General features: G+C 63.7%; 24 protein-coding genes, 1 pseudogene and 1 riboswitch. Of the genes and pseudogenes, 11 read left to right on the top strand and 14 right to left on the bottom strand.

Annotation, left to right across the window (positions count from 1 at the left end; genetic code table 11):
• Nucleotides 1–5 precede the first annotated feature (5 nt).
• From mexE to gspG, 3 genes are all read right to left on the bottom strand, one after another.
• Nucleotides 6–1,247, bottom strand: coding sequence for a multidrug efflux RND transporter periplasmic adaptor subunit MexE (gene mexE / locus AC2T3R_RS14160; protein WP_015270540.1), 1,242 nt, complete (start codon nt 1,245–1,247; stop codon nt 6–8).
• Between the two features lie 169 nt (nt 1,248–1,416).
• A complete protein-coding gene (locus AC2T3R_RS14155) occupies nt 1,417–2,607 on the bottom strand; it encodes a type II secretion system F family protein (protein ID WP_061552569.1) in 1,191 nt (396 codons plus the stop codon).
• Nucleotides 2,608–2,618: 11 nt separating this feature from the next.
• Nucleotides 2,619–3,044: a type II secretion system major pseudopilin GspG gene (gspG, locus tag AC2T3R_RS14150; RefSeq protein ID WP_410952397.1), complete on the bottom strand. Its 426-nt coding sequence runs from the start codon at nt 3,042–3,044 to the stop codon at nt 2,619–2,621.
• A gap of 186 nt (nt 3,045–3,230) precedes the next feature.
• Here gspG and AC2T3R_RS14145 point away from each other — a divergent pair, with 186 nt between their 5' ends.
• From AC2T3R_RS14145 to AC2T3R_RS14130, 4 genes are all read left to right on the top strand, one after another.
• On the top strand, nt 3,231–3,815 hold the full coding sequence (locus tag AC2T3R_RS14145; protein ID WP_410952398.1) for a lytic transglycosylase domain-containing protein: 585 nt from the start codon (nt 3,231–3,233) through the stop codon (nt 3,813–3,815).
• A gap of 271 nt (nt 3,816–4,086) precedes the next feature.
• Nucleotides 4,087–5,547 (top strand): sensor histidine kinase, encoded by a 1,461-nt coding sequence (locus tag AC2T3R_RS14140; RefSeq protein WP_486743808.1) that lies wholly within the window; start codon nt 4,087–4,089, stop codon nt 5,545–5,547.
• Nucleotides 5,548–5,844: 297 nt separating this feature from the next.
• The gene (locus tag AC2T3R_RS14135; protein WP_486743807.1) at nt 5,845–7,338 is read left to right on the top strand and encodes a sensor histidine kinase; all 1,494 of its coding nucleotides are present in this window, start codon (nt 5,845–5,847) and stop codon (nt 7,336–7,338) included.
• Complete coding sequence (locus tag AC2T3R_RS14130; RefSeq protein ID WP_015270534.1) at nt 7,307–8,734, top strand: sigma-54-dependent transcriptional regulator; 1,428 nt, start codon at nt 7,307–7,309, stop codon at nt 8,732–8,734. The genes AC2T3R_RS14135 and AC2T3R_RS14130 overlap by 32 nt, the downstream gene beginning before the upstream one ends.
• A 219-nt stretch (nt 8,735–8,953) precedes the next feature.
• Here AC2T3R_RS14130 and AC2T3R_RS14125 read toward each other — a convergent pair whose 3' ends face one another.
• The 3 genes from AC2T3R_RS14125 to AC2T3R_RS14115 form a co-directional block, all read right to left on the bottom strand.
• Nucleotides 8,954–9,247, bottom strand: a complete 294-nt coding sequence (locus AC2T3R_RS14125) for a hypothetical protein (protein WP_486743806.1) — start codon at nt 9,245–9,247, stop codon at nt 8,954–8,956.
• Nucleotides 9,248–9,331: 84 nt separating this feature from the next.
• Nucleotides 9,332–10,684 (bottom strand): GntP family permease, encoded by a 1,353-nt coding sequence (locus AC2T3R_RS14120; protein WP_015270532.1) that lies wholly within the window; start codon nt 10,682–10,684, stop codon nt 9,332–9,334.
• Nucleotides 10,685–10,795: 111 nt separating this feature from the next.
• Complete coding sequence (locus tag AC2T3R_RS14115; protein WP_015270531.1) at nt 10,796–11,335, bottom strand: gluconokinase; 540 nt, start codon at nt 11,333–11,335, stop codon at nt 10,796–10,798.
• 206 nt (nt 11,336–11,541) lie between these two features.
• Between AC2T3R_RS14115 and gntR the strand changes: the two genes are divergently transcribed.
• From gntR to AC2T3R_RS14100, 3 genes and pseudogenes are all read left to right on the top strand, one after another.
• A complete protein-coding gene (gene gntR / locus AC2T3R_RS14110; protein WP_085720342.1) occupies nt 11,542–12,561 on the top strand; it encodes an HTH-type transcriptional regulator GntR in 1,020 nt (339 codons plus the stop codon).
• 292 nt (nt 12,562–12,853) lie between these two features.
• A pseudogene (locus AC2T3R_RS14105) lies at nt 12,854–13,672 on the top strand (PAS domain-containing protein); the annotation flags it as partial.
• Between the two features lie 99 nt (nt 13,673–13,771).
• Entirely contained in the window at nt 13,772–14,209 is a 438-nt protein-coding gene (locus AC2T3R_RS14100; RefSeq protein ID WP_239688284.1) for a methyl-accepting chemotaxis protein, read from the top strand.
• Here AC2T3R_RS14100 and AC2T3R_RS14095 read toward each other — a convergent pair.
• From AC2T3R_RS14095 to AC2T3R_RS14060, 8 genes are all read right to left on the bottom strand, one after another.
• Nucleotides 14,184–17,456, bottom strand: coding sequence for a transporter substrate-binding domain-containing protein (locus tag AC2T3R_RS14095; RefSeq protein ID WP_486745291.1), 3,273 nt, complete (start codon nt 17,454–17,456; stop codon nt 14,184–14,186). The genes AC2T3R_RS14100 and AC2T3R_RS14095 overlap by 26 nt on opposite strands.
• A gap of 13 nt (nt 17,457–17,469) precedes the next feature.
• A complete protein-coding gene (locus AC2T3R_RS14090; protein ID WP_015270527.1) occupies nt 17,470–18,084 on the bottom strand; it encodes a response regulator transcription factor in 615 nt (204 codons plus the stop codon).
• A gap of 219 nt (nt 18,085–18,303) precedes the next feature.
• The gene (locus tag AC2T3R_RS14085; RefSeq protein ID WP_397461117.1) at nt 18,304–18,546 is read right to left on the bottom strand and encodes a DUF1272 domain-containing protein; all 243 of its coding nucleotides are present in this window, start codon (nt 18,544–18,546) and stop codon (nt 18,304–18,306) included.
• 66 nt (nt 18,547–18,612) lie between these two features.
• Nucleotides 18,613–19,365, bottom strand: a complete 753-nt coding sequence (cobM, locus tag AC2T3R_RS14080; protein WP_486743805.1) for a precorrin-4 C(11)-methyltransferase — start codon at nt 19,363–19,365, stop codon at nt 18,613–18,615.
• A gap of 31 nt (nt 19,366–19,396) precedes the next feature.
• Nucleotides 19,397–19,783 (bottom strand): cobalamin biosynthesis protein, encoded by a 387-nt coding sequence (locus tag AC2T3R_RS14075; protein WP_410952400.1) that lies wholly within the window; start codon nt 19,781–19,783, stop codon nt 19,397–19,399.
• Nucleotides 19,783–20,469: a CbtA family protein gene (locus AC2T3R_RS14070; RefSeq protein ID WP_039613698.1), complete on the bottom strand. Its 687-nt coding sequence runs from the start codon at nt 20,467–20,469 to the stop codon at nt 19,783–19,785. Before AC2T3R_RS14070 ends, AC2T3R_RS14075 begins: the two co-directional genes overlap by 1 nt.
• A gap of 9 nt (nt 20,470–20,478) precedes the next feature.
• The gene (locus tag AC2T3R_RS14065) at nt 20,479–20,667 is read right to left on the bottom strand and encodes a CbtB domain-containing protein (RefSeq protein ID WP_003258255.1); all 189 of its coding nucleotides are present in this window, start codon (nt 20,665–20,667) and stop codon (nt 20,479–20,481) included.
• A gap of 93 nt (nt 20,668–20,760) precedes the next feature.
• Nucleotides 20,761–20,983, bottom strand: a riboswitch (cobalamin riboswitch).
• A gap of 83 nt (nt 20,984–21,066) precedes the next feature.
• On the bottom strand, nt 21,067–21,546 hold the full coding sequence (locus AC2T3R_RS14060) for a GNAT family N-acetyltransferase (protein ID WP_410952401.1): 480 nt from the start codon (nt 21,544–21,546) through the stop codon (nt 21,067–21,069).
• Nucleotides 21,547–21,679: 133 nt separating this feature from the next.
• Here AC2T3R_RS14060 and AC2T3R_RS14055 point away from each other — a divergent pair, with 133 nt between their 5' ends.
• The 4 genes from AC2T3R_RS14055 to AC2T3R_RS14040 all read left to right on the top strand — a co-directional run bounded on the left by AC2T3R_RS14055 (nt 21,680) and on the right by AC2T3R_RS14040 (nt 25,229).
• The gene (locus tag AC2T3R_RS14055; RefSeq protein ID WP_015270522.1) at nt 21,680–22,300 is read left to right on the top strand and encodes a LysE family translocator; all 621 of its coding nucleotides are present in this window, start codon (nt 21,680–21,682) and stop codon (nt 22,298–22,300) included.
• A 21-nt stretch (nt 22,301–22,321) separates the two neighbouring features.
• Nucleotides 22,322–23,206, top strand: a complete 885-nt coding sequence (locus AC2T3R_RS14050) for an alpha/beta fold hydrolase (protein ID WP_486743804.1) — start codon at nt 22,322–22,324, stop codon at nt 23,204–23,206.
• 64 nt (nt 23,207–23,270) lie between these two features.
• Complete coding sequence (locus tag AC2T3R_RS14045; RefSeq protein WP_410952403.1) at nt 23,271–24,245, top strand: nucleotidyltransferase family protein; 975 nt, start codon at nt 23,271–23,273, stop codon at nt 24,243–24,245.
• 96 nt (nt 24,246–24,341) lie between these two features.
• On the top strand, nt 24,342–25,229 hold the full coding sequence (locus tag AC2T3R_RS14040; RefSeq protein ID WP_486743803.1) for a pirin family protein: 888 nt from the start codon (nt 24,342–24,344) through the stop codon (nt 25,227–25,229).
• Nucleotides 25,230–25,343 lie beyond the last annotated feature (114 nt).

The raw sequence follows: 25,343 nt of genomic DNA, 5'->3' as shown, positions 1-25,343 counted from the left end.
GTCCCTTAACCGCGTGGCGCCTGGGCGCTGGCGACTTTCACGTTGTTGCCCGCCACCTTCGGCGCCGGGTTGCTGGCCTCCAGGGCCTGGCGCTGCTGGGCGAGGGCGGCGAGGGTCTGTTCGCTGGCCATCGGTGTCTCTTCCGGGGTGACCGGTGAGCCAGGGCGCACACGCTGCAGGCCCTTGACCACGATGCGGTCGTCCTTGCCCAGGCCGCTGCGCACGATGCGCAGGCCTTCCAGCTTCGGCCCCAGCTCCACGGCGCGGTAGGCGGCCTTGTTGTCCTTGTCCATGACCAGCACGAACTTCTTGCCAAGGTCGGTGCCCACGGCTTCGTCGTTGATCAGCACGGCCTGGTACTGGGCGCTGCCTACCAGCTTCAGGCGTGCATACAGGCCTGGGGTGAACTGGCCGTCGCTGTTGTCGAACACCGCACGGCCACGGATGGTGCCGGTGCGCGGGTTGACCTGGTTGTCGACGAAGTTCATCTGGCCCAGGTGCGGGTTGCCGGTTTCGTTGGTCAGGCCCAGGTACACCGGGGTGCTCTGGCCGCGCTGGCCTTCGCGGGCCAGCTGGGTGTACTTGAGGTACACGCGCTCGTCGGCGTCGAAGTAGGCGTAGACCTTGTCGGTGGAGACCACGCTGGTCAGCGGGGTGACATCGGCGGTGACGATGTTGCCGGCGGTGAACTGGGCGCGGCTGACACGGCCGCTGATGGGCGCGGTGACACGGGTGAAACTGAGGTTCAGGCGTGCCAGGTCGAGCTGGGCCTGGATCGCGTCGACCCCGGCGCGGGCTTCGGCGGCGGCGCTGCTACGCGATTCGGCCAGTTCTGCGGAAATGGCGTTGCTGTCACGCAGGCGTTCGCCACGGCGGGCTTCGTTGGCGCTGCGAATGGCGGTGGCCTTGGCCTGCTGCAGTTGGGCTTCGAGGCGGCGGACCTCTGCCTGGAACGGGCGTGGATCGATCTGGAACAGCAGGTCGCCTTTCTTGACCTGGGCGCCTTCGGTGAAGGCTACCAGGTCGATCTGGCCGGAGACCCGTGGGCGTACCTCGACGGTTTCCGGCGCTTCGAGGCGGCCGGTGAACTCGTCCCATTCATTGATCGGTTGCTCGATCACCTTGGCCACGCTGACCTTCGGCGCGGTGGGAGCCTGCACTGCGTCTGGGGTTCGGCCACAAGCGCTGATCACCACCACTGCCAGGGCAGCGAGGGGGAAGCGCAAGGGTTTGAATGATTGTTCCATGGAGAACTCCGCCAATGTATTAGTAGTGGGCGGAGTGTGAGTGTCTTGCGCGTGAGGCACGAATCGAACGGGACGAAGGTTATTATCACGATGAATGATATGAGCAGATCATTCATCGATTGCAGACATGGCCAGCTCGGTCGTGGGCTTTCATTCTGGGCCTGGGATTTCAGTGAATGCTCGAGGCCAGTTCGAAGATCGGCATGTACATCAGGATCACGATCAGGCCGATCAGCAGGCCGATGAAGGTCATCAGCAGCGGTTCGAACAGCTTGACGAACCATTCCACCCAGCGGCCGATTTCCTGGTCATGGAAGTCGGCGCAGCGCTCCAGCATCTCGCCCAGGTTGCCGGACTGCTCGCCGGCGCGCAGCAGGCGCAACGATACCGGCGTCACCAGTTGCCCGGCCTCCAGTGCATCGGACAGCGGCAACCCTTCGGCGACCCGCTGGCTGGCGTGCTCCAGGCCCTCGGCCGCCGCGCTGCCGAGCAGGCCGCGGGCCATGCCCATGGCGGTGAGGATGGGGATACCGCCTTGCAGCAGGATGCCCAACGAGCGATAGAAGCGCGCCAGTTCGTACATCATCAGGCGTTGGTGAAGTGCCGGCAGGCGCCGCAGCTGACAGGCTGCCCAGCGCCGTACCCATGGCTGGCGGCGCAGCAGCCACAGCGCAGTGGCCGCACCGAGGGCGCCCAATGCCAGCGGTAGTTGCTGGGCATGCAGGAATAGCCCGATCTGCATCAGCAGCCGAGACAGCCAGGGCAACTCGGTGCCCATGCCCTCGAACACCTGGCTGAAACGCGGCACCACGTAGCCAAGCAGGAACAGCACCACGCCACCGCCCACCAGCAATAGCAGCATCGGGTAGACCGAGGCACCCACCAGCTTCTGCCGGACCAGGTCCAGGCGCTGGCGGTAGCTTATGTAGCGGGCGAGGGCGTCGCCGAGCGCGCCGGTACGCTCGCTGGACTGCACCAGCGCCACGTATAGCGGCGGGAACACCCGTGGCTGCTGGCCCAGGGCCTGGGACAGCGAGCGTCCTTCGTACAGTTGGCGGACCAGTTCGGCGAGCACTTTGCGCGCTGCGGCTGCGGGGGCCTTTTCCGCCAGGCTTTCCAGCGCGTCGATCAGCGGCAGGCCGGCGTTGAGCAGGGTCGAGAGTTCCTGGCTGAACAGCACCAGGTCAAAACTTGCTTCGCGGCGCCAGGCCATGCCGCGCAAGGCGCCGCCGTGGCCACGCAGGCTGAGCACGCGCAAGCCCTGGTCCTCGACCTGGCGGCGGGCCTGGTCGGCGTCCTCGGCGTCGATCTGCAACTGCACCACACCCTGCCTGCCCAGGGCCTTGAGGCTGTAGCGCATGGCCGTTCTCCCTACTGCCAACTGGTGATTTCGGCGTTTTCCCCGTCGCCACCGGGCTGGCCGTCCTTGCCCATCGACAGCAGGTCGTACTCGCCGCCGTTCTCGCCGGGTTGCCGGTAGATGTAAGCGCGGCCCCACGGGTCTTGCGGCACGGCCTTCTGCAGGTACGGGCCGGTCCAGCGCGCTTCGCCATTGGGGGCGATCACCAGGGCCTGCAGGCCTTGCTCACTGCTGGGGTAGTGGCCGACTTCCAGGCGGTACAGGTCCAGGGCCTTGCTCAGCCCCTCTATCTGCGCCCGCGCCACCTTGGCTTCGGAGCGGCCGAGCTGGCTGAAGTACTTGGGCGCGACGATACCGGCCAACAGGCCGAGCACCACCAGCACCACCAAAAGTTCGAGCAGGGTGAAGCCACGTTGAGGGTTGGTTCTGCGCTGCATGGTGAAGCCCTCCGCTGCATGGGGACAAGCTTTTGCAGGCTCCATGCAACAGCCGTGCACGCCTGCGCTGGCGCCTTGCACCATGCGGCACGCGAAGCGGCACAGTGCTTGCGTCGTGGTCATCGACCCCGGGTTTTCCGGGGTATATCCCCCAACATCGGGGGAGACCACGAAGAGGCGACCGACATGCGTGGACTCACTCTCGGTTTGATCTGGCTGGTGGCAGGTGCTGCCCAGGCCGATGTGTATATTTCCATCGACGCCAAAGGCAGCTACATACTGACCAACGTCCATCGACCCGGGCGCCTCTATGAAACGGTGATCAGCGAGCCTAAGGCCCAGGCCGGCCCGGCCAACGCGCAGCTCATCACCGGCCGCCCCTACGCCAAGCTGGTCGCCGCCGCGGCGCGCACCCACGACGTACCCCCGGCGTTGCTGCATGCGGTGATCAAGGCCGAGTCCGGTTACAACCCCAAGGCGCGTTCGCCAGCGGGCGCGGTGGGGCTGATGCAATTGATGCCGGATACTGCCCGCGAGATGGGCGTGGAAAACCGCCTGGACCCGGAAGACAACGTGCAGGGAGGGGCCCGCTACCTCAAGCGCATGCTCAATTTGTTCGACAATGACATCACCCTGGCCGTGGCGGCCTATAACGCCGGCCCGGACGCGGTGCTGCGCCGTGGTGCGGTACCGCCGTTTGCCGAGACCCGGCGCTATGTACCGAATGTGCTGCGGGAGTACCGCCGCTTGCAGGGGTTGACGGGTGATTAGCCTCTGTAGCCCCTTTCAACGCTGGTGCGACCCCTGTGGGAGCGGCTTTAGCCGCGAAGAATCCAACGCGGTGCATGGCACCGGCTGCGCCGGTGTTCGCGGCTAAAGCCGCTCCCACAGGGACCGTGTGAGCATCTGGATTTTTGCAAGGCAGGTGCGTTCAATACGGGAAACAAGACAATACCCTTCGGCGGATGCCACCAAGCTGACCCGATGGTTTCCCCAACTCTGGGCTATAACCTTCTGAAGGTGCCCAGTTGTGGAGTCCGCCATGGACATCGCCCCTTGTTCCGACGTTATTGAAGGACCCGCCGGTAACGAACTGGCCACCCGACGCAAGCCGTTCAATCTGCTGCGCTGGTACGCCTGGGTCAGCCTGGCCATCATCCTCTCGGTAGCGGTCGGGCTGGGGTTGATTTCCAGCCGCTTCATCGTCGACGAGAGCATCGAGCGCGATGCCTTGCTCACCGCGCAGTTCATCACCTCCATCGCCGATGCCGAAGTGCGCCATGTGTCGATCCCTAATGTGCGCACCATGGGTGAACTGCTTGACCCGCGCATCGACCGCGCCAACCTGCTCGATGTCGACCCGGACGCCCGGCGCAGGGCGCGTGGCGAGTTCCTGGACCACATTGCGCACCTGCCCGACATGCTGCTGGCCAACATCTATGCCCCGGACCGTACGGTGATCTGGTCCAGCAACCCGGCCCTGGTCGGCAAGCTGATCGAAGGCGACGAGGACCTGGAGCAGGCTTTCGAGTACAAGATGCGAGTCTCGGCCAGTTACCACAACTTCGAACAGGCCCGCGTCGAGCAGAAGTTCGTCATCCCACCCGAGCAGTTGTTCATCGAAAACTATATTCCGCTGTTCGATTCCGATGGCGAGCAGGTCACGGCGATGGTCGAGATCTACAAGGAGCCCCATGACCTGATCGTGCGCATCGAGCATGGGCTGATCCTGATCTGGCTGGCGATCACCATCGGTGCCGCGCTGGTCTACGTAGGCCTGTACGGCATCATGCACCGCGCCGCGCGCCTGCTGGCGGTGCAGCAGAAGCGGCTGATCAGCAACGAAACCTACGTGGCGCTGGGCGAGGTGTCCTCGGCGGTGGCCCATAGCCTGCGCAACCCGCTGGCCAGCATCCGTTCCAGTGCCGAGTTGGCCCAGGCGTTCGACGATGGCCCGGCGCAGCGCAACGTCAACGACATCATCAGCCAGGTCGACCGCATGTCGCAGTGGATCCGCCAGATGTTGCAGTCCTTGCGCCCGCTCAACGATGAGGCCGTGGCGGTGGATTTGCCGCTGGCATTGCAGGAAAGCCTGCAGACCTACGCAGTGCCGCTGGCGCGCGGCGGAGTGAGCCTTGACCTGCAACCGATACCGGCAGTGCAGGTGCTGGGGCATCCGGTGTTACTGCGGCAGATCTTCAGCAGCCTGATCGCCAACGCGCTGGAGTCGATGGAGCAGGGTGGGCGGTTGCGTGTCGAGGTGGTGCGTCATGACCGGCGTAACCTGACCCTGCGCCTGTCCGACAACGGCAAAGGCATGACCGAACAGCAGCAGCGCATGGCCTTCCGGCCTTTCTTCACCACCAAGCAGGGTGGGTTGGGCGTGGGCCTGGTGTTGGTGAAACGCATCATGGAACGCTTCGGGGGCAGTGTCCGCCTCAGCAGCAGTGAAGGCCATGGCACCCGGGTTTCGCTGAGTTTCCGGCTGGTCAAGGGCTCCTGACTTACATTAATAAATGCTCGTATCTAATTGTTTATAAAGGATTTAAAGTTTTTTGGGTGAATACCCCCAAACGTGGGGGATAGACCTCCAAGTTAATTTAAGATGTGTATGCAAGCTATTGATAATCAAGGATAAATTTAATCGGCATGGTGGCTGGCTGGGTTCTTGCAATGTGACAGGCAGAGCGCAACACACGACAAATGGCGGCTGCGGCTGCACGGGTGGAGTGCTATCAATTGGCTACTATTTGTCGCCTTGATGCATTTCTGAATGGACGCCCTGGGCGGGAAGCACGCGATGCAGATGCTGGATAAAGAAGTTCCTGACAAGGCCAGTACTACCGCCAACGGTGTGGCCGTGCCATTGCGCGAATTCAACCTGCTGCGCTGGTTTTCGGTCATAAGCCTGCTGATCATCGCCTCGGTGGCGGGCGGGCTGGGTTATGTGTCGACGCGTTTCGTGGTGCGCGACAGCGTCGAGCGCGATGCCATGCTCACCGCCCAGTTCATCCAGGCCATGGCCCAGGCCGAAGTACGTCATTCGCAGTTGCCGCCGGGCACCACCATGGGCGAGTTGCTTGACCCGCGCCTGGACCAGCAGCACTTGCAGTTCACCCCGGAGCTGGCCGAATCGACCCGGGTCGAGTTCCTCGACCATGTGGAGCACCTGCCGGACACCTTGCTGGCCAACGTCTATGCCCGCGACCGCACCATTGTCTGGTCGACCAACCGGGAGCTGATCGGCAAGCGAATCGAGGCCGATGGTGACCTGGACCGCGCCTTCCGCTCGCGCAAGACGGTATCGGCCAGCTACCACCAGGCCGAGGATGACCGCGAAGAGCAGAAGTTCCAGCGTGAACCGCGCTTCCTGTTCATCGAGAACTACATCCCGCTGTTCGACAGCCAGGGCGAACAGGTGCTGGCCATGGTGGAAGTCTACAAGGAGCCGCAGGACCTGGTGTGGCGCATCCAGCGCGGTTATGTGCTGATCTGGGCTTCTACCCTGGTGGGCGGGGCGCTGGTCTACTTCGGCCTGTTCTGGATCGTGCGCCGCGCCGCGCAGCTGCTGCACCTGCAGCAGGACCGGCTGGTGGCCAGTGAAACCTATGTGGCCCTGGGCGAGATGTCTTCGGCCGTGGCGCATAGCTTGCGCAACCCGCTGGCCAACATTCGCTCCAGCGCCGAACTGGCTCAGGAAATCGCCAACCCCGCGGCGCAGAAGAACATCACCGACATCATCAGCCAGGTCGACCGCATGTCGCGCTGGGTGCGTGACCTGCTGGTGTCGCTGCGCCCGACCAGTGACGATGCCGAGGCCGTGGACCTGGTGACGGCCATCGAGGACACCCACCTGGCCTTCGCCCAGCAGATCGAACGCAACGGTGTGCACTTCTGCTACGAAGGCCCCCGGTCACAATGGGTGGCCAGCCAGCCGCTACAGCTAACGCAGATTCTCAACACCCTGTTCTCCAATGCCCTGGAAGCCATGCCTGAAGGTGGCATGCTGTGCGCCCAGGTCAATGTGCAGGATGGGCAGCGTGCCGAGTTCGTCCTTAGCGACACCGGCAAGGGCATGAGCCAACAGCAGGAGCGGATGGTGTTCAAGCCGTTCTACACCACCAAGCAGGGCGGCCTGGGTGTAGGCCTGGCCCTGGTCAAACGCATCATGGAGCGTTTTGGCGGCTCGGTCAGCCTGAGCAGCCGCGAAGAGGAAGGAACCCGCGTCAGCCTCACATTCAATATCGCAGCGGGAGGGGACCATGGAGCACAGCATCCTGGTAGTCGAGGATGATGAAATTCTCGCCGACAATATTCGCACCTACCTCGGCCTCAAGGGCTTCGAGGTCACCGTGTGCCACAGCGCGGAGCTGGCGCTGGAGCAGATAAAGCGGGGCCAGCCCGATGCGGTGCTGACCGACAACTCGCTGCCGGGCATGAGCGGGCACGACCTGCTGCGTACCTTGGTGGCGCAGGTGCCGGACCTGAAAGTGATCATGATGACCGGCTATGGCAACGTGGAAGATGCCGTGCAGGCAATGAAGGAGGGCGCCTTCCATTACCTGACCAAGCCCGTGGTGCTGGCCGAGCTCAAGCTGACCCTGGACAAGGCGCTGGCCGCCGAGCGCATGGAGCGCACGTTGTCGTTCTACCAGGAGCGCGAGGCGCAGAAGTCCGGGTTGCAGGCATTGATCGGCGAATCACCGGCGATGCTCACCCTCAAGCACACCCTGCGCCAAGTGCTGGATGCAGAACGGCGCATGGCCAGCGACGACCTGCCACCGGTGCTGATCGAAGGCGAGACCGGTACCGGCAAGGAGCTGGTGGCCCGCGCCCTGCATTTTGATGGTTCGCGCAGCAAGGGGCCGTTCATCGAGTTCAACTGCGCCTCGATCCCGGCCAACCTGCTGGAGGCCGAGCTGTTTGGCCACGAGAAGGGCGCCTTTACCGATGCCAAGGAGCGCAGGGTGGGCCTGGTGGAGGCTGCCGATGGGGGCACCCTGTTCCTCGACGAGATTGGCGAGATGGACCTGGTGCTCCAGGCCAAGCTGCTGAAGTTGCTGGAAGACCGCAGTATCCGCCGGATTGGCGCGGTGAAGGAGCGCAAGGTCGACCTGCGGGTGATCAGCGCTACCAACTGCAACCTGGAGCAGATGGTGCAGCAGGGCAAGTTCCGCCGCGACCTGTTCTTCCGCCTGCGTATCATTGCCCTGAAGGTACCGCGCCTGTATGCCCGCGGGCAGGACGTGCTGCTGCTGGCGCGGCATTTCCTGGCCCATCATGGCCGGCGTTATGGCAAGCCGAACCTGCGCTTTTCCGCCGAGGCGGAAAGCCTGATGCTCGGTTACAGCTGGCCAGGCAACGTGCGCGAACTGCGCAACATGCTGGAGCAGACCGTGCTGCTGGCGCCGAACGAGGTGGTGCAGGCGCACCAGCTCAACCTGTGCATGACCTTGATCGACGAGCCGCTGGTGCAGCAGGCGGCGCCTGCGGTGTTCGAAATGCCTCGGCACGAACCGGAGCCTGGCACCAGCCTGCCGGACATGGAACGTGACCTGGTATGCAAGACCCTGGACCGCACCGACTGGAACGTGACCAAGTCGGCGCGCATGCTCGGGCTGTCGCGGGACATGCTGCGTTACCGGATCGAGAAGCTGGGGCTGACCAGGCCGGACAAGCGCCAGTGGTGAGCAAGGGGCTTGCGGGAGCGGTATTGCCTCGAGGTTGTCGCTGTACCTGTAGGAGCGGCCTTGTGTCGCGAAAGGGCTGCAAAGCAGCCCCAGCAATTTCAACTGTTGCGCATCAATCCTGGGGCCGCGTTGCGGCCCTTTCGCGACACAAGGCCGCTCCTACAGGGATTGCGGCAACTTTTAGAATTTGAGCAAAACAGTTGCATTCAGAGGCATTGATCAACGCTGATTATCAACTGCTCCCTGCCGTCCGGTACCTTCCGAGCCACTGCCATCCATCCCTGGCAAATCCCGGTTGTCATTCTGTTCAGCTGGCGGGCTGTCCGGGTCGTTGCCCTTTATGCGTGGGTCTGTGTCCCGCGGCATGGGCTTTTCGATCGGGTTGAGGGTGCTGTCCGCGCCCGGCTTGGGCGCCGGGTTGTGCGGGTCGTCGGGGTAGGTGGGGCCGGTGCCGGCAGCAATGGCCAACGGCGCGGCGAGCAGGGCAATCAGCAGGATGCTTGAGCGGGGCATGGCAGGCTCCTTTGCTTCTGGTAGGGCTGATACTTCCCTTCGGCCCTACCCGAAGCTTCAAGGTGCCATTACCCCGATCAACGGTTACACCACCAGCGAAAGCAACATGATGAAGATGATGCCGACGATCGACAGGATGGTCTCCATCATGCTCCAGGTCTTGAAGGTTTCCGCCACGGTCATGTTGAAGTACTGCTTCACCAGCCAGAAGCCGGCGTCGTTGACGTGGGACAGAATCAACGAGCCAGCGCCGGTGGCCAGCACCAGCAGCTCACGGTTGACCCCCGGCACCAGGTCGATCACCGGTGCAACGATGCCCGCACCGGTAATGGTGGCGACCGTGGCGGAACCGGTGGCGATACGGATTACCGCTGCTACCAGCCAGGCCAGCATGATGGGCGAAATCTCCGCCTGTACGGCCATCTGCCCGATCACGTTGCCCACGCCGGTGTCTACCAGCATCTGCTTGAAGCCGCCGCCGGCACCCACGATCAGCACGATCGCCGCAGTCGGGGCCAGGCTCTGGTCGAGCATCTTCATGATCTGCTGACGGTTGAAGCCACGGGCCGAGCCAAAGGTATAGAAGGCCAGCAGCAGGGCAGCGAGCAGGGCGGTGATGGGGTGGCCGATCAGGTCCATCCACTGGCGCACGATGTGCTCGGCAGGCAGCACCACGTCGGCGAAGGTCTTCAGCAGCATCAGCACCACCGGCAGCAGCACGGTGACCAGGGTGATGGTGAAGCTCGGCAGATTGCCCTGGTCGGACTCCTTGGCGATCTGGTCCATCAGCTCCTGGGACGGGGTGCCCGGGATGTAGCGGGAAATGAAATTACCGAACAGCGGGCCGGCGATGATGGCGGTAGGCAGCGCCACGATCAGGCCATAGAAAATGGTCTTGCCGATGTCGGCATGGAAGATGCCGATCGCCAGCAGCGGGCCCGGGTGCGGGGGCACCAGGCCGTGCACCACCGACAGGCCGGCCAGCAGTGGAATGCCGATCTTGATCAGTGATACGCCGGAGCGTCGGGCGACGATGAACACCAGCGGGATCAGCAGCACGAAGCCGATCTCGAAGAACAGCGGGATACCCACCAGGAAGGCGGCGAACATCATCGCCCAGTGCACGTTCTTCTTGCCGAAGGCGCGGATGAGGGTTTGCGCGATCTGATCGGCCCCCCCGGAGTCGGCCATCAGCTTGCCAAGCATGGTGCCCAGGGCGAGCACGATGCCGACGAAGCCCAGAACACCGCCAAAACCGTCCTGGAACGATTTCATGACCTTGGCCACCGGCATGCCGGAGGTCAGGCCAAGGAAGCCGGCCGCGATGGTCAGTGCGACGAAGGGATGGACTTTGAAGTGGGTGATCAGCAGGATCAGCCCGACGATGGTAACCAGCGCGTCGAGCAGCAGGAAGGTATCAGTAGCCAGTCCGAACATGGTTTGAAGGCCTCGGTCTTATCGTTGTTTTGGCGTAGCTTTTTTGCAAATTTGCTTGCGCTTGAGGGGCAGGGTAGCGCTGTCTCGGTTGGGCCGGGAAAACCGCCTGGGTCAGGCGGTTTGTGCCAGGCCCGGCTCACTGCGGCCCTTTAGCCAGCTGTCCACCGCTTCGGCAAGCGCTTCGATGGGCTGGGTGGCGTCGAGCGCCAGGGTCAGGGGTTCGCCGTGTGGCGGCTCCAGGGCCGCGAATTGGCTATCGATGAGGCTCGCCGGCATGAAATGCCCGGGGCGGGCCAGCACGCGTTTCTCCGCCTCGGCGGGTGACAGCTCGAGGAACACGAACACCAGCCCGGGCATGGCGTCGCGCAGGGAGTCGCGATAGCGGCGCTTGAGGGCCGAACAGGTCAGGATCGGACGTTCCCCGGCCTGGGTCGTGGCTTGCAGCTCCTGACCAAGACGCACCAGCCAACCGGCACGGTCGCTGTCGTCCAGGGGGATGCCAGCGCTCATCTTGCGGATGTTTTCGGCAGGGTGGAAAGCGTCACCTTCGATCAGGCGGCCGCCGCTTCTGGCAGCGATGGCAGCGCCGATGCAGCTTTTGCCGCAACCGGCCACGCCCATCACCACGATGGCGGACAGGGGAGAATTCATCAGTACCTCCTGCGGGTGAGATAGCGCTGTCTCGTTGTCGACGAACAGCCACCTCCCCGGTGTTATTGGTCTTGTCCCTACGCAGTATGGACGCTTGGCGGCGGGCGCGCGTTGGCCGCTACCAAAGATTACATTGCCTGCGTCCTGAGACAGCGCTACCTTAGTGGCCGTTCCCTTTCCTTGCAAGTAGTAAAATTACAACATCCATGTCCCGCACCGGCTCCCGTACCACAGGTCGTCCCACCCTGGCAGAAGTTGCCAGGCTTTCCGGGGTTTCCCCGATTACCGCGTCGCGCGCCCTGCGCGGGGTCAGCACGGTTGCGCCGGAGCTGGTGGAAAAGGTCGTTGCTGCCGCGGCGAGCCTCGGTTATGTCGCCAACCCGGCGGCCCGTGCCCTGGCATCGGCGCGCAGCCAGTCAGTGGTGGTGTTGATCCCGTCGCTGTCCAACCAGCTGTTCATCGACACGCTGGAAGCCATTCATGAGGTCATGCGCCCGCGCGGGCTCGAGGTGCTGATCGGCAACTATCACTACGATCTTGCCGAAGAGGAGAACCTCATACGCAACTACCTGGCCTATCAGCCCTGCGGCATGCTGCTGACCGGTTTCGAGCGCAGCGAGGCATCGCGGCAGATGCTGGCGGCCAGTGGCGTACCTTGTGTGCACATGATGGAACTGAATGGCGAAGCTGGTGCATTGTCCGTCGGCTTCTCGCAGCAGCAAGCCGGGCGCGCCGCCGCCCGCCACCTGATCGAGCGCGGGCGCAAGCGCCTGGGGTTCATTGCCGCACAGCTGGACCCACGAGTGATGCAGCGTGCCGAAGGGTTCCGCCAGGCGTTGGCCGAGGCCGGCTTGCAGGCGGCCGAGTTGGAAGTGCTGACGCCGGAGCCTTCTTCCATTGCCTTGGGCAGCGAGTTGTTCAGCCAACTGATGCGGCAGGCGCCAGATGTCGACGGTATCTTCTTCTGCAACGACGACCTGGCCCAGGGCGCGGTGCTGCAGGCATTGCGCCAAGGGGTGGAGGTGCCGCGGCAGGTGGCGATGGTCGGTTTCAACGACTTGCCGGCTTCGGCGCACATGGTGCCGCGGCTGACCTCGATTCGCACGCCTCGCGCCGCTGTGGGGCGCGGCGCGGCGCAGGCGCTGCTGGCGCTGCTCGATGGCAAGCGGGTGCCGAATGCGCAGCAGGACCTGGGCTTCGAGTTGATGGTGCGGGAGAGTTCCTGAGTTTGTCTTGAGTGGTGTGGTGGGTTCGAGATCGAGCGCCGCCCGCGCGGCGCTTCGCAGCACAAGGCTGCTCCTACATCTGTTTCGGGCCACTTATTCCTGTGAGGTTTGTGCGCGAACGCTCTGGAGCGTGGCTCGATATCGGGTTGTACGAACAAGGCGGTCGCGCGCTCTGGCACAGGCGTTACTGGCCTGAAACAGATGTAGGAGCAGCCTTGTGCTGCGAAGCGCCGCGCGGGCGGCGCTCGATCTCACAGGCGCCACAAAAGCCACGACCTACGCCAGGCGATCTATGCTCAGGACACCGCGCATACAGGAGCCCGGCGTCATGTTCGATTTCCACCGCAAGTCCGATCTGGTCGAAATCCAGCGCAGTCATCAGGCATTGGCCAGCTTGCAGGCCAAGCTGGCGGCGATCAGCCGCTCCATGGCAATGATCGAGTTCACCCCCGACGGCACGATCCTCGATGCCAATGAGCGTTTCTGCCAAGCCATGGGCTACAGCGCCGAGGAGTTGCGCGGCAAGCATCATCGGCTGTTCTGCGACCCTGGCTACGCGAAAAGCGCCGAATACCAGCAACTGTGGCGTGAACTGGGGCAGGGCAAGGCCATCAGCGGTACCTTCGAGCGCATCGACAAGGCCGGACGCGAAGTCTGGCTGGAAGCCAGCTACATGCCGGTACTGGACGAGCAGCGCCAGGTCACCAGCGTTATCAAGGTGGCATCCGACATCAGCCAGCGAGTGATGGAGGAGCACGAGAGCGAAAGCCTGCTCAAGGCCATCAGCCGCTCCATGGCGGTATTCGAATTCACCCCGCAAGGCCGGGTGATCAAGGCCAACCAGAACTTCCTCGACACCATGGGCTATCGCCTGGACGAGGTGGTCGGTCGCCATCACGGGCTGTTCTGCCTGGCGCACGAGCGCGAATCGGTCGAGTACCGCGAGTTCTGGGCATCGCTCAACCGCGGCGAGTACCACTCGCACCGTTTCGAGCGTGTCGACAAACATGGCCAGACGGTCTACCTGGAGGCCTCCTACAACCCGATCTTCGACAGCAAGGGCCGCTTGTACAAGGTAGTGAAGTTCGCCAGCGACATCACGCGCCAGGTCAGTACCCAGCAAAGCGCGGCCGATGCTGCCCATGCCAGTTCGGTACAGACCGATGCCTGCGCGCGCAAGGGCACCGAAGTAGTACAGCAGGCGGTACAGGTGATCGAGCAGATTTCCCATGAACTCAACGACGCGGCACGCAGTATCGATGCGGTGAGCAAGCAGTCGGATGTGATCGGGCAGATAGTGCTGACCATCCGTGGCATTGCCGACCAGACCAACCTGTTGGCTTTGAACGCAGCCATCGAGGCGGCGCGCGCCGGCGAGCACGGGCGCGGTTTTGCCGTGGTGGCCGACGAGGTGCGCAGCCTGGCGGCGCGAACCAGCAAGGCTACCCTGGAAATCGTCGACGTGGTGCGGCAGAACCACGACCTGTCGCTGTTGGCCGTGGCCAGCATGCAGTCGAGCCTGAAGCGTACCGGCCATGGTGTGGCGCTGGCCAACGAAGCCGGTACGGTGATCATGGAAATCCAGCAGGGTTCACGGCACGTGGTAAACGCTATCAGCCAGATCAGTTCGACGCTGCAATTGCACTGAGCACATCGCCCAGCTCGTCCAGCAGGGTCTCCAGGCTGGCCTGTAGTTGCAGGCGAAGGTCAACCGTCGGCAGGCCTTGGTCGAGGGCCTGCTCGATGGCTTCGCAATCCTTGACCAGCGTGCGTACCTTGAGCATCTTCGCCCCACCTTTGATCCGGTGAGCCAAGGCGCGCAAAGTTTCGCCGGGGGCCTCTGCTGGCAACGCCCGCAAGGTGGCCAGGTCTTCGCTGACGCTTTGTGACAACTGCTGCAGCAAGTTCCGCGTCAGTTGTTCGTCGTCCTGGGTCAGGTGGCGCAGTTCGCCAAGGTTGAACCCGCTGGCGCGCCGTGCTGTCGGCTGCTGCCGGGCGTGGGCGTGGGGCAGGTGGGTCTTGAGCGTACGCAGGCCGATGGGTTTGAACAGGCATTCGTCCATGCCGCTGGCCAGGCAGCGGGCACGCTCCTCGGCCTGGGCGTTGGCGGTGACGCCGAGAATGCGGCATGCCGCCAGGCCGCGTTCACCCTCGAGGCTGCGGATACGGCGGGTCAGTTCGTGGCCGTCCATGACCGGCATGCTGCAGTCGGTGATTACCAGGTCAAAGCGCGCAGCCTGCCAGCGTGCCAGCGCGATTTCCCCGTTTTCCGCCAGCGTGACCCGATGCCCCAGGGTATGCAGTTGCCGCTCCAGCAGCAGCAGGTTGGCGGGGTAGTCGTCGACCACCAGTATGTTCAAAGGGCCGCTGCTTGTTTCCAGCACAGGGTCGTGCTGGTCGGCCTGCACCGGTGCAGCGCAGGCGGGCAGCTGCAGGCTGACCTGCACCTTGGTGCCAAGGCCTTCGACGCTCTGCAAGTTCAAGGTACCGCCCATCAACTCGGCCAGCGTGCGGCTGATGACCAGTCCCAGGCCGGCGCCCTGGCGTGCCCGGGGGCCGTCGGCCTGGACGAAGGTATTGAACAGCCGGGCCTGGTCGGCAGGGCTGATGCCGATGCCGGTGTCTCGCACACTCAGCTCCACTGCCAGGCTGTCAGTGTCGGTGGGCGAGGGCAGTAGCAGGCTGGCCTGGACTTCACCGCTGTCGGTGAACTTGATGGCGTTGCTGATAAGGTTGGACAAGACCTGCTTGAGGCGCAGCGGATCAGCCAGCACCCACACCGGCGCAGCGGGCAGTTCGCTGTGCAGGTGCAGGCCTTTGGCCCTTGCATTGCCTTCGAATACCCGCACGGTGGCGCGTACCAGTTCTACCAGGTTGGTGGGCACTGGCTGCAGGGTAATATGCCCGGATTCGATACGGGAAATGTCGAGAATATCGCCGATCAGCTCAAGCAGGCCAATGGCCGAATCGTGGGCGGTCTGCAGGGTCTGGGCGTCGCAGCGGCCGCCGCGGCTGTCTTCCAGGGCCAACTCCAGCAGGCCGATCACGGCATTCATCGGGGTACGGATTTCATGGCTCATGGTGGCCAGGAAGGTGCTTTTGGTCTGGCTGGCCTGTTCGGCGTCGTCCTTGGCCTGGCGCAGCTGTTCAAGCAGGCCGCGGCTAAGCGCCAGTTGCGCTTGCAGGGCATGCTGGGCCTCGGTGCGCTGGTTGATCAGCTTGCGCAGGTAGCTGTTCCAGAACACCACCCCGGCCAGCAGCAAGGCCGACAGCACCAGCACTTGCAAGACCAGCGTGCGGTAGTCGCGCCAGGGGCTGTCACTGACCAGGGTGGTGGTGCGCCAGCGGTTGATCAGCTGGTCCAGCTCTTCGGGTGGAATGCTCAGCAGCGCCTTGTCGAGGATTGCCTGCAGCTGTGGCTGGTCCGCGGCCACGGCGAAGGCGGCGATGGCCGGGTCGTCGTCGAGCACGCTGGCAATGCGCAGGCGGTCCTTGAACACATGGCTGATGTAGTAGGCGGCATTGATATGGCTGCTCAGGGCGACGTCGGCGGCACCGTTGGCCACGGCCTCCATCAGGCCGAGCGGGTTGTCCACCTCGACCATCCTGGCCTGTGGGTAGCGTTGTTGCAGCACGGCCCGTTGCGGCGAACCGCGTACCAGGGCGATGCGCATGCCATCCAGCGCCATGGCCTGCGGCGGTGAAGCATTGTCGCCACGGGTGACCAGCACCCGCGGGCTGACCAGGTAGGGGCGGGTATAGCGCAGTTGTTTCGAACGGTCTGTGCTGTAACCCAATGCGCCGATCATCTGCGCATCCCCGCGCGTCAGGCGCTCGATCATTGCCTGCGCCGACGGGCTTTCGACCGGCTTGAAATGCAGCCCCGTGCGCAGCGAGATCTGCTTGAGCAGCTCGAGGGTGATGCCGCTGGGGCGGTGCTTGGTGTCGTTGAAGGTCAGTGGCGCCAGCGAAGTGTTGACCAGCACGCTGACGTTGGGGTTGGCAGCTATCCAGGCTTCTTCTTCGGCGGTCAGGGCGGTGAGGTGGCGCTGCAGCAGCAGGCTGGTGTTGCCACTGCTCCAGCGGCGCAGGATATTCAGGCGTTCGCTTTCGCTGATACGTGCCAGCGCCTTGTTGACCAACTGTCGCAGGCGCGGGTTGTCACTGGCCATGGCAAAGGCAAACGCGCCAGGGGCAACCTGACAGAAGTGATCGATCTTCAGTGTGCCCTGGTAACTCTTGCCAATCGCGAAGTCGGTACTGATGGCATCGCCCAGGTAGGCGTCGGCCTCGCCCAGCTCGACGGCGGCCAACCCGGCCAGGGTCGAGCGATACAGGCTCAATTGTGCCTTGGGGTACAGGCTGCGGACGCTGCTGGCCGGCAGGTAATGATCGACCATGGCCAGGCGCAGGCCGGCGAGGTCGGGGGTGTTCTTCAGGCTGCGCCCCTCGCGTGTGACGATGACTGGCAGATCGTCGGCGTAGCTTGAACTGAGGCTGAGCTGGGCATCCGCTGCCTCGAAGGCGTTGGAGCTGCCCAGCAGGTCGATACGGCCGTCGCGTAGCGCAGCGATGGCTTCGTGGCGGCTGTCGTAGCGTCGTACTTCGATGGTGGTACCCAGCTGTTCTGCGATGATGCCAGCGTAATCGGCGCTGAGGCCTTCGTAGTCGTGCTGGCTGACATTGATCTCCAGCGGTGGGTAGTCGGGGCGCGAACTGCCAAGTACCAGGTGCTGGCGTTGCTGTAGCCAATGCCGCTCTTCGCTGGACAGCGCAAGCGGGGCCGCGGCGCTGACCGAGCGTGCCAGCAACTGGCGAGGTTCGCTGTTTGCCAGCAGCGCGCCGGAACCGGCCAGGCCGATGACCAGTAGGGCGCTTGCCAGCAGGCGCTTCATTGTCATCGAGCGCTCAATAGACGCTGTTGCGCTTGGCCAGGTCGACCATTTCAACCAGTGATTCGGTCTTGAGCTTTTCCATGATGCGGCCCCGGTAGGTGCTTATGGTCTTGGCGCTGAGGTTCATGCAGGTGCCGATATTCTTGTTGTTCTCGCCGCGCGCCAGGCGCCGCAGCACCTCCATTTCCCGGTTGGACAGGCTGGACAGGCGCACTGGCTCGCTTTCCAGCGAGTTGCTGTTGACCGACATCTGCGGGAAGGTCGAGTAGCCCTTGACCAGCGCTTTCAGGGCAAACAGCAACGCCTCGTGGTCTTCTTCCTTGGTGACAAAAGCGCCGATGCCAGCATCCAGGCAGCGCCGCACATACAGGTCGGTGGCCTGGCCGGTCAGCACCATGATCTTGGGCGCCGGCTCCAGGCATTGCAGGCGCTTTATCACTTCCATGCCATCCAGGCCGGGCAGGCCGATGTCGAGAATTACCACATCCGGTCGCAGGTCGCGGGCCACCTGCGCCACCTCGCTGCCATTGCCGACCTCGCCGACAACACGGAAGCGCTCGCGTTCGAGCAACATGCGCAAGGACAGCCGGACGATGGGGTGGTCGTCGACGATCAGCACGGTAGTCATGAAGAAAACTCCTGTCAGGATGTGGTCCGCTTCCTGGATCACTCAGGAATACGTCTGCAAGTGGGGTTATCGGAAGCGCTGCACGATACGACCATTCCCGAAATTTGGTAATGCCGAGTATAGAAGTGTTGAAAGTCCACGTGCTTGTTGTTGAAAAGTCCTACAAAAAGTGGGAAAGACATCACCCTGGCAAAGCGGCGATGCCTGTTTTTGTAGTCGTCATGCGCAGGCGGAGTGTGATTTGCTCACGCGCTGGGTTGAGGCGGGGTTGTTGGCCAGTGCCTGGCCGACCCGTGTCGGGCGTGCCACCAACTGGCCGGTGCAGTTCGGGCAGCGGCCCTGGAAACGGTTTTCGGCGCAGGTGCGGCAGAAGGTGCATTCGAAGGAGCAGATCAGCGCATCGGGGCTGTCACCCGGCAGGTCGGTATCGCAGCACTCGCAGTTTGGGCGTAGGTCCAGCATGGGCATGACTCCTGTTTGCAGGCGGGAAACCGGAGTCTGCTACGCCTGCGGCGAACCTGGCAATGCTCAGTCGCCAGGGCGATACAGGTGGGCGTGCCCGGCGCGATACAAGGCCGATTCGGCAAACGGTGTGTCGCCCAGCACATGGCCCACAAGGATCAGCGCCGTGCGCCGGAAATCCTTGGCCGCGACGCGTTCCACGATATCGCCGAGGGTACCGCGCACCCAGTCCTGGTCCGGCCAGGTGGCACGATGCACCACCGCCACCGGGCAGTGCGTGCCGTAGTGCGGCAGCAGTTCTTCGACGATACGCGACAGGTGCTTGACCCCCAAGTGAATCGCCAGGGTGCTGCCAGGGCGCGCCAGGTCGCCCAGCTGCTCGCCGGGCGGCATCGGCGAGCTGTCACCATAGCGGGTGAGGATAACGGTCTGAGCTACCTGGGGCAGGGTCAGTTCGCAGCCGAGCAGGGCGGCGCTGGCCGCTGTAGCGGTGACCCCGGGGATGATCTGGTAATCGATGCCCAGCGTTTGCAGATGGCGGATCTGCTCGCCGATGGCGCCGTACAGGCTGGGGTCGCCACTGTGTACCCGAGCCACATCCTGGCCTTGCTCATGCGCACTGCGCATGGCGGCGATGATCTGCTCCAGGTGCAGTTCGGCACTGTTGATCACGGTCTCGGCCTGGTGGCCCTCGAGCACGGCGGCCGGCACCAGCGAGCCGGCATAGATGATCACCGGGCACTGGCGGATCAGCCGTTGGCCCTTGACCGTGATCAGTTCCGGGTCGCCGGGGCCGGCGCCGATGAAGTAGACCGTCATGGAAAGTCCTTGCAGGAAAGAGGGGAAGCGTTCAACAGGCCAGGGCGAGGGTAGCCGGGCCCAGTACCTTGCGCGTCAGCAGCAACCTGGCGGTGCCAACCCGCTGGCTGGCCAGGGCCAGTGCCGCACTCTCCGCCACGCCCCAGCAGCCACAGTGGGCATGGGCAGCGGCGGAACGGTGGCTGAGTCGGGGTTCGTAGGGTTGCAACTGCGCGGTATCGTACAACACCAAAGGCAGGCCGAGGCGTTCGGCCAGTTGCTGCAAGCCGGGCTCGTCGGCCTTCAGGCTGATGCTGGCGATGCCTTGCAGGTCGGCCAACGCCAGGCCCTGGGTGGCCAGGGCCTGGCGCAGCAAGATTTCCAGCGTATCCGCCGGGCAACCCCGACGACAGCCGAAGCCGGCGTAGAAGGCAGGCATCAGGCCTGGCTGGAGCGCCGGAACAGCCAGGCGCTGAGCAGGCCCAGGGCCAGCCAGAATGCGGCGTTGGTCAGCCAGGAGGCCACTTTGAACTGGGTTTCCAAGGCGGCGGGGGCCAGGCTCTCGTGCACCTCGGGTTGCGGCGCACCGATCACATGGGGAATGACCAGCAGCACAGCGCCCAGCGCCTTCAGCAACCAGTGGCGAGCGAACACCAGCAGGGCCAGGCCCAGCGCGGTGGCACTGGCGGTGCCGATCCACCAAGCCTGGCGTTGCCCCAGGTCGGCTGCGGCAGTACCTGGCAGTTCCGGCGGCAGGCCCAGGGTCGGGGCTAGGCAGAACACGGCGAAGCCGGCCAGGCCCCAGAGTGCGCCGGTGCCGGCTCGCTTGGGTTCACGCAGGCTGTACAGGGCGGTGAGAATCAGGGCGAAGCCGACCGCGACCACCAGGTTGCCGCCGGTGGTGGACAGCACTCGCTGCCAGCCGTCTTCAGGTGCCCAGGCTTCGGCGCTGTGTTCATGCGCTGCCACTTCGCCAGCATGCTCGTGCTCGGCGACGGGGGCCGAGGATTCGTAGGTTTCTGCCTCGAGAATCAGCGGGGCGACCCAAAAGCTCTGCAGCAGGGTCAGCAGCAAGGCCGCCAGCAACCCGCTGAAGCCCGCGGTGCGGGCAATGCGTGTGATCATCGGGCGTACTCAGTGGCAGGGGAATGCGGCGCTGTGGCGGGTGTCGTGGGCGGCGTTGTGCACGGCCTCGATATGCGAAAAGCCGGCGAAGTACACCAGGCACAGGCCCAGCAGGCTGGCGCCGATGGCGATGACGACACGCTGGCTGAGGGTGACGGGGGTGGTAATGCTGTGTTGCTTGGCGCTGGTGACGGGCATGACGCGTTCCTCTGCTTTTTGTGGGCAACGGGCAAGCGCGGCAGCCCCGAGCGTGGCAGCCCAGGGGAATGCAACAGCGCCCGCCCACCGCGGGGTGTTCATGAACGCCAGGCCGGTCTCCGGGCTTGCGAGGAGGAGCCAGGCTCCTGGAAAGCGTCACCTTCCCATGCCGGGGATCAGGCACAGTGGTACAGACGCTTCGCTCGCTTACCGTTGCGGGGGCAGCACCGGCCTTGTCCGGCCCTGCTGGAGGGCCTGTGACGCACCGGTTTCCCGTTTCACCCCCATCGGGGGCACCTGAACGCGAGGCATAAGGAGACCATGGGGCGGGGCTGGCGTCAATTGCCAGAATCGTTTGCGGGCGCTCCGGCTACCCTGTGGGAGGGAACGCGCGCCCGGTCAGCCTCGGGCAAACGCCGCCAGCTTGTCCCCGTCCAGTCGGTAGCGCACCCACTCATCCTGCGCTTCGGCCCCCAGCTTCTGATAGAAGCCGATAGCCGGCTCGTTCCAGTCCAGTACGCTCCATTCCAGCCGTCCGCAATTCTTCGCCACCGCCTCGCGGGCGATATGCCGCAGCAATTGCCGCCCGGCACCGTCGCCGCGCTGCTCGGGCGTTATGTACAGGTCTTCCAGGTAGATGCCGTTGCGGCCGAGCCAGGTCGAGTAGCTGTAGAAATACACGGCAAAGCCGATTGCCCGGCCATCGCGCTCGCACATCAGGCTATGCACGGTGCTGCCCTCGCCAAAAAGGCTGTGCTCGATATCGGCAACGCTCGCGATCACCTCGTGGCGGGCGCGTTCGTACTCTGCCAGCTCGGTGATGAAGGCAAGTATCTGCTCGGCGTCGGCGCGAACGGCAGGACGGATGGTGAGGCTCATGGGACGGCTTCCTTGATCTGATGGTAGCGGTACAGCGATGTGTATCTACACAATTTAGTGAAACTGTATCGGTCGCAGAAGAGGGCGACTCCGTTAGTGTGACAGCACCCATAAAAAAAGTGGATTGCCTGCCATGCTTGCCTCTGCCGACCTGCTGACCGCCTTCGTGCTGTTCGCCTTCGTGTCTTCCATCACTCCTGGCCCCAACAACACCATGCTGCTTGCCTCCGGGGTGAATTTCGGTGTGCGTCGCTCGATCCCGCACGCCCTGGGCATCAGTGTCGGTTTCATGGTGATGGTGCTGGCTGTCGGCCTGGGCCTGGGCGAGGTGTTCAAAGCCTGGCCGGCGCTGTATACGGTATTGCGTTACACCGGTGCCGCCTACCTGCTGTACCTGGCCTGGAAGATCGCCACCTCCGGGCCGGTCGGCACAGCTTCGTCCAGTGCCCGCAAACCGCTGGGCTTCTGGGGAGCGGCGGCATTCCAGTGGGTCAACCCCAAGGCCTGGGTGATGGCAGTCGGGGCAATCACCACCTACACGCCGGCGCAGGGCTATGTGACCAACGTCATTGTCATTGCCGCCTTGTTCGCCCTGGTCAACCTGCCGAGCGTCGGGGTGTGGGTGATGTTCGGCAGCGCCCTGCGCAACTTGTTGCAGAACCCGCGCTGGCTGATGCTGTTCAATGTCCTGATGGCCTTGTTGCTGGTGATTTCACTGTACCCGCTGCTGTTTGTAGAATCAGCGTTTTCCTGACCCCGCGAGTACAGTAAGCCGATGCAGTTGATCCCCTGGTCTCACGAATGCGCCGAAGGCTTCACCCTGCGGGGCTGGCGAACCCCGGCCAGTGGCAAGCCGTTACTGCATTTTCTGCACGGCAACGGCTTCTGCTGCCTGGCCTACCAGCCATTGCTGATGCGCCTGGGCGAACATTTCGACCTGTGGCTCAGCGATGTACAGGGCCATGGTGACAGCGACCATGGCGGGGTGTTCCGTGGCTGGAACCGGACCGCTGCGTTGGCGGTGGAGGCTTTTGCAGCCGGGCGAGGCGAGTATGGTGACGTACCGCGCTTTGCCGTCGGGCACAGCTTCGGTGGCGTGCTCACCGGCCTGATCCTGGCCAGTGAACCGCAACTGTTCACGCGTGCCGTGCTGCTCGACCCGGTACTGTTCAGCCGGCGCATGCTGGGTGTGATGGGGATGGCAGCCCTGGTCGGCTTGCACCAGCGCCATGCCCTGGCGCGCAAGGCTGCCAGCCGTCGCAGCCACTGGCCCGACCGCGAGGCAGCCCTGGCTTCGCTGCATGGGCGGGGTATCTTCAAGGGGTGGACCGATGCGGCGCTGCGGGCCTACGTGGAGCATGCCATTGGCGACTGTGGCGAAGCGGTGGTGCTCAAGTGCCGGCCCAGCCGCGAAGTGGAAATATTCAGTTCGTTCCCCAAGCGCATGTGGGCGAGCCTGGCGGCAATCCGTACGCCCACGCGGGTGCTGTACGGCGAGCACACCTACCCCTTCGTACCGCATTCGGTGAATCGCCTGGTGGCGCTCAACCCTCAGGTCAGCGGCAGGCAGGTTGCAGGTGGGCACTGCTTCATGCAGGAGCATCCTGAGGCGTGCGCCGAACAAGTGCAGGCCTTCCTGCTGCAGGGACCGGCGGGATAGTTTTTCCAGACAGCATCGGGCGCAAAGGCGTGAGTAATCTTGGGCTTTGCCCGAGCGTACGAACATGACCAGCAAGACCCTGCTACAGCCATCGTATCTGCAAAAACGCTACGACTACTCCTGCAAGTCAATCGAGTCACTCAGGCAGGCCCTGTACAGCACGCTTGCACCGCTGGCGGGGCGTTCACCTCTGGCTGTGGTCAGCGTGGGCTCCTATGGCCGATGCGAGGTTTCGCCTGTTTCGGACATCGACTTCTTCATCGTGCATGACACCAGTTTGCCGGCGGATCGTCTGGACGACATATTGCGCCAGGTCAGCGACCTTGTCCGGCCCATCAGCCATCCGGGAGAAAGCGACGAGGCGAAATTCGGCCGAGGGGCGTTGGCGCTGTACTCAGACGTTAGCGAACACATAGGTTGGAAATGCGAAGACAATACGGCGCTGACCAGGCGAATGCTGATGTTGCTCGAGGGCCGCGCCCTCTTCGGGCATGAGGCCTTTGCCTGGTGGCAGAATGACCTGCTGCGCCGTTATATTCCTGATGATCATGGAAGCGGGCTTGCCAGGTTCCTGCTTAACGACCTGATCCGCTACTACCGCACCCTCATGGCGAATTTCGAGGAAAAGAGGGCCGAAGGCAAGGCGTGGGGAGTACGCAACATCAAACTGCAATTTTCGCGAAAACTGCTTTTTGCAGGCGGTATCGTGGCGATTGCCGAAGTCCACGGCCTCGCTGCGCCGTCGAAGATCATGCGCCTTCAACAATTGCTGGCCCTCACCCCTCTGCAACGCCTGGCATTGCTCGGTGACTCCAACCCCTACAGCGCTTCTCTGTTCGAAGACTACGCAGTTTTCCTCGAGTTGATATCCTCGGTGGAAAATCGCCGCCATCTGGATAGTCTGACCCCCGGCCAGGCCATGGCGGATCCGGTCTATCGGGAACTCAGGGGGCGGGGACAAGCCTTTTCGTTGAAGCTGGAGCATTGGTTGAGGTCGCAGTACGCGGGGCATCCGATACTTCACGCCGTCTTTTTTTGATTGTCCTTTTAATGAGACGATGCATGCCATTTTAGCCGGCTATTGCCTGATTGGTCTCACTGGTAAGGTTATCTCAACCAAGAGAGGAGCCTTCTCATGAAAACGATTCTGGGTATTCACCGCAGCCCCCACGCCCACTGGGTAGGTGATGGTTTCCCGGTGCGCAGCCTGTTCACCTACGACAACCTGGCCAGCAAGATCAGCCCGTTCCTGCTGCTGGACTATGCCGGCCCTCATGACTTCACCCCGACCAGTGCGCGGCGCGGCGTTGGCCAGCACCCGCACCGCGGCTTCGAGACCGTGACCATCGTCTACCAGGGCGAACTGGAACACCGTGACTCCACCGGCGCTGGCGGCTCGATCGGCCCTGGCGACGTGCAGTGGATGACTGCTGCCAATGGCATCATCCACGAAGAGTTCCATTCCCCAGGTTTCGCCCGTTCTGGCGGTACGCTGGAGATGGTACAGCTGTGGGTCAACCTGCCGGCGCGGGACAAGCGCGCAGCGGCCGGCTACCAGACGCTGCTGGCCAAGGACATCCCGGTGGTGAGGCTGGACGGCGAGGGCGGCAGCCTGCGGGTGATTGCCGGTGACTATCGTGGGCATTCGGGGCCGGCGCGGACCTTCACTGCCATGGATGTCTGGGACCTGCGCCTGAATGCCGGTGCAGCCTTGCAACTGCCGGTCGCCGCTGGGCGCAATGCGGCGCTGGTGGTGTTGCGCGGCAACGTGCGGATCAACGGCGAGCGAGAAGCCGGCCCATCCAGCCTGGTGCTGTTTGACCGGGGCGGCGAGGATGTCGCTATCGAAGCGCTGGAAGGTGCCAGCTTGCTGCTGCTAAGCGGTGAACCGATCGATGAGCCGATCGTGGGCTATGGCCCGTTCGTGATGAACAGCCAGGCGGAAATTGCCGAGTCGTTCGACGACTTCCATGCCGGGCGGTTCGGGCAGATGCAGGAAGCGCGGGACGGTGCGGCGCATTGATCCTGGTTGATTGAATGGCTTGTCCGGCCCTATCGCCGGCAAGCCAGCTCCCACAGGTACAGCGACAATCTCGAGAGCAACGCTGTACCTGTGGGAGCTGGCTTGCCGGCGATA

This window comes from Pseudomonas sp. PVC-5-1, assembly GCF_057444345.1.
Note: the sequence above shows the minus strand (reverse complement) of the source record. Positions and strands in the feature narration are given on the sequence as shown.